The organism is Arthrobacter sp. I3 (assembly GCF_000520575.1).
Classification (GTDB): domain Bacteria; phylum Actinomycetota; class Actinomycetes; order Actinomycetales; family Micrococcaceae; genus Arthrobacter; species Arthrobacter humicola_A.
The window spans coordinates 114,568-118,512 of sequence record NZ_KI914962.1; the positions used below are offsets into that span (position 1 = coordinate 114,568).

Below are 3,945 nucleotides of genomic sequence, written 5' to 3' on the forward strand. Positions count from 1 at the left end.
CCGCCAGCGGCTTCATGCTGGGACCGGACGACGCCCTGTCCTTTCCCTCCGGCCATACCTTCGGGGCCGGCGTCTTCCTGTGCGTCCTCAGTTACCTGCTGCTGGCGGCCCGCGGCACGCGGACGGGCAAACGGACGACGTCGGTGCTCGGCTTCGCGGCAGCGGCTGCCGGGACACTGGTGGTTGCCTTCAGCCGCCTGTACCTGGGGTATCACTGGCTGACGGACGTGCTCGCCTCCATGGGCCTGGCGCTCGCCGTTACCGGGATCGTTATCCTGGCCGACGGGCTGCGCGCCGCCGCGGCCCCTTCCGGGCAACACCCAGTGGACGCGGGACCGTCAGAGTCCGACGCCCATCGCCTGGGCGATCACCACCGCCGAGGCTGAGGACCACGCCTGCGGGTGGCACGACGCCGGATACGGTACCGCGACGCTTGAGTCCTCGGCCCGCACCCCGGCGAACACCTCCGGCAACCGGTGCCCGAAGGAGGCCGCCGCCGCGATCAGGCCGTCGGCGAGGGTGCGTGCCTCTGCGACGAAACCGTCGGCCAGGAGGCCGCGGATCGCGATGGCGGTGTCGTGGCTCCAGACCGAGCCGCAGTGGTAGCTGAAGGGCCAAAACCCTGCGGCCCGCCGCGAAATCGTGTGCACGCCGTAGCCGGAGAACAGCTCGGGGCTCACCAGCCGGTCCGCGACGATCCGGGCTTCGGCCGCGTCCAGGATGCCCGTGCCCAGCAGATGTCCCATGTTTGAGCCCGGGATGTCCAGGGGGACCCCGTGCCCGTCCAGGGCCATGGCCGGGAACGGCCCGCCGTCGTCCTCAACCCAGAAGCGCTCCCGGAACCTGAGCCGGAGGGCCGCGGCGAAGTCGCGCAGCGCCTGAGCGCCCGGTTCCCCGAACGCGTCGAACAGTTCCGCCGTCTCCATGGCTGCCTGGTACGCGTAGCCCTGCACCTCTGACAGGGCGATGGGCCCCTCGGCCTGCCGGCCGTTGCGGAACTGCATGGCGTCCCGGGAATCCTTCCAGCCCTGGTTGCTCAGGCCGTGGCCCGTGGAGTCACGGTAGCTGAGGAACCCGCCGTTGCCGGCTGCGCCGTCCGTTGAATCGTCCGCTGCGCCGTCCGCTGCGCCGTCCGTTCCGGTGGCGCCGGCGGCGAGCAGCCACTCCGCGGCGCGTGCCGCGTTCGGCAGCAGCGACCGCACGGCGTCCTCGTCCCGGCCGGTGCGCCAGAGTTCACCGAGCAGGCAAAGCCACAGCGGGGTGGAATCCACCGCCCCGAAGTACACCGGCGGCAGGCGCAGGTTCTGGCTCTCCAGCACCAGTTCCTTGGACCGCAGTTCGTGCAGGATCTTGCCGGGTTCCTCGGCGGCCGCCGCGTCCGTCCGGGTGCCCTGGAAAGCGGCCAGCGCGCGCAGAGTGCCCGCCGCCAGCCCGTTGTCCGTGCCGGTGTCCAGAGGCAGCAGCAGCCGCGCAGCCCACAGCGAATCCCGTCCGAACAGCGTGAAGTACCAGGGCGCCCCGGCGGCGATGAACGGGGCGTCCGGCAGCTGGCGGGTGGCCAGGCGGAGCCCGGCCACGTCATCGAGTGAGTTATCCAGGAGCAGGCCCAGGGCCCCGGCCGGACCGGTCCGCGGCGGCCGGGCCGCGGGCGGGCGGGCAGCCACCACGGCGTCATCATGGTCGGTGAGGACGGCCTGCCATTCGGCCTCGAACGGCCGGCCCCGGCCCAGGGTTCCGCGCCAGGCGAGGTGGCCTTCCGGGGTGACGGCGCCGGGGGCCGCGACCGCCAGGGTCTTGCCACCCTCCTGCCAGCGCAGCGTGGACTCATCGGCAGAGACCGGCGCGGACGGGTCACGGAAGCGGCTGAGGCGGATCTGGGCCATGTCGGTGAAGTCGGCCGCGAGGGCTACGTCGATTTCGACGTCGAGGGAATCCAGCGAGGTGCGCAGCTGCAGGGTGTGCCGCACCACGCCCGGCGTCACCGTCCAAGTCTGGAGGAGCTCGACGGCGGGATCCTCCGTGGGTCCAGGGATGCCCCGGACCAGGCCCCGGACGCGCAGGACGCCGCCGGGCTCCGTCTCGACGGTGGCCGGTTCGGGTTCCAGGCCGTTGACGCGCACCAGCGCCCGGCAGAGCATCCGGGTATCGCCGTGGAGCAGCCCGGTGAACCCGGCCGGATCAGCGGAGTCACCGGCTCCGGGCGCTTTGACCTCACCGGCCAGGCGGCCGTCAGGGTCGAGCCACAGCTGGGTGGGGGCGGCAACGGAGCAGTGTTGGCGGTGCAGGCCTGGCTGAACAGTCATCCGCCTACCCTATGCCGGGCACTGGGCGGTCTCAATGCGCCACAGCCCGCTGCCGCGTCGAAAAGCGCGGGCGGGTCATATGGAATCAGAGAGCCCCTGCATAACGGCTTTCTATGGTTCCCCGCCAGACGACAGGCTCGATCTGATTTCTTCCGCGTGAGCAGCAATAATCCGGCGCCGTTCGCGAGTGAACCCTTTGACTTGCATGTCCAGGATTACCCGGCAGGACAATTCATCCAGCTCCAACAGTTCCATCAGACGACGGATCGCTTCGTCTAGGCCCTCTGAATCCTCGACCACGTGGAAGACATCCTTCCGCCGACCCATCGCCGTCACGAGGGCGTCCACGACTCTCAGGGTGTCCTCAGCACGCCTCCGCTGCTCCGCATTCATGGTGCGATTCTTCCATGCACGACTATTGCCGGAGGAGGGGACCGCCGAGGGCGGCGCCGGGCACATGATGTGCATGGGAAACGCCGTCATCTACTTCGCAATCACCGCAGGTGAAGCGATCTCGTTCCGAGGCCACGTCAGATCGTGGACCAGGTCGGCCAACTAGTGGACGATTCTCATCTCGTGCGAGGTCTGATTGAGTCGCCGTCCGCCGTCGGGAACGACCGTCACAATGTCCTCGATCCGTACGCCGAACCTGCCCGGCAGGTAGATTCCGGGTTCGATCGAGAAGCACATGCCGGGCTGGAGGATCTGGGTTTCGCCCTCCACCATGTACGGCGGCTCGTGCGTCGTCAGCCCGATTCCGTGCCCGACGCGGTGAATGAAATACTCGCCGTAGCCGGCTTCAGTGATCACCGCCCGGGCCACGCGATCAATTTCCTGGCACTCGACGCCTGGACGCACGGCCTCGAACCCGGCCTGCTGCGCGAGTCTGACGACGTCGTGAACCTCGCGCTCCTCGGCGGTGGGCTCGCCGACGTGCACGGTCCGCGTCGTGTCTGATCCGTAGCCGTGTTTGAGGCCGCCGAAGTCGAGCACCACCATGTCTCCGTCCTCGATGATCCGCGGGCCGATCTCGTGGTGAGGGTTGGCTCCACCTCGAACCCGGCCTGCTGCGCGAGTCTGACGACGTCGTGAACCTCGCGCTCCTCGGCGGTGGGCTCGCCGACGTGCACGGTCCGCGTCGTGTCTGATCCGTAGCCGTGTTTGAGGCCGCCGAAGTCGAGCACCACCATGTCTCCGTCCTCGATGATCCGCGGGCCGATCTCGTGGTGAGGGTTGGCTCCATTCGGACCCGAACCGACGACGGTGAAGTCCACCTGCGAATGACCGAACTGCCGAAGCAGGTCGGCGAGATCAGAACCGACGTCGGTCTCGCTGCGCCCAGCGAACCGCACGGTGACGATCTCCTCGTACGCCTGGTCTGCAGCCGCGCCGGCCGCCGCCAGCCGCTCGATCTCGTCGACATCCTTGATCGCCCGAAGCATCGGCAGGGCGGTCGTCATCGAGACATAGGACGACTTGGGCAGTCGATCCTGCAGACCGAGGAGGTGCATGGCCCAGGCCGAGTCAGAGACGGCATAACGTCCCGTGCCGGCCATCAGCGTCGCAGATGCCGTGTACGGGTCGCTCCCGTCGGTCCAGTCGGTGATCCGCAGATTCGAGGCGCCGGCGGCCGCTTCCGCGT

The 3,945-nt window shown here is 69.0% G+C and carries 3 protein-coding genes and 1 pseudogene; 1 reads left to right on the forward strand and 3 read right to left on the reverse strand.

Translation table 11 applies throughout. The features are described 5' to 3' along the window. A partial coding sequence (locus Y706_RS26820; RefSeq protein ID WP_043436706.1) for a phosphatase PAP2 family protein occupies positions 1-386 on the forward strand: 386 nt, incomplete at its 5' end. Here Y706_RS26820 and Y706_RS26825 read toward each other — a convergent pair. The 3 genes and pseudogenes from Y706_RS26825 to Y706_RS30690 form a co-directional block, all read right to left on the reverse strand. Then, positions 339-2,303 carry a glycogen debranching N-terminal domain-containing protein gene (locus Y706_RS26825; protein WP_043436709.1) on the reverse strand — a complete coding sequence of 655 codons (1,965 nt, stop codon included), beginning with the start codon at positions 2,301-2,303 and terminating at the stop codon, positions 339-341. The two genes, Y706_RS26820 and Y706_RS26825, sit on opposite strands and share 48 nt — an antisense overlap. Before the next feature lie 111 nt (positions 2,304-2,414). Then, entirely contained in the window at positions 2,415-2,696 is a 282-nt protein-coding gene (locus Y706_RS0120575) for a hypothetical protein (protein WP_028278066.1), read from the reverse strand. A 162-nt stretch (positions 2,697-2,858) separates the two neighbouring features. After that, positions 2,859-3,916: pseudogene (locus Y706_RS30690) on the reverse strand (M24 family metallopeptidase). Between the last annotated feature and the right edge of the window lie 29 nt (positions 3,917-3,945).

What these genes read in the sequence shown, in the direction of transcription:
- Y706_RS26825 (WP_043436709.1), bottom strand. Translation starts at nt 2,303, where the DNA reads ATGACTGTTCAGCCAGGCCTGCACCGCCAACACTGCTCCGTTGCCGCC.
- Y706_RS0120575 (WP_028278066.1), bottom strand. Translation starts at nt 2,696, where the DNA reads ATGAATGCGGAGCAGCGGAGGCGTGCTGAGGACACCCTGAGAGTCGTG.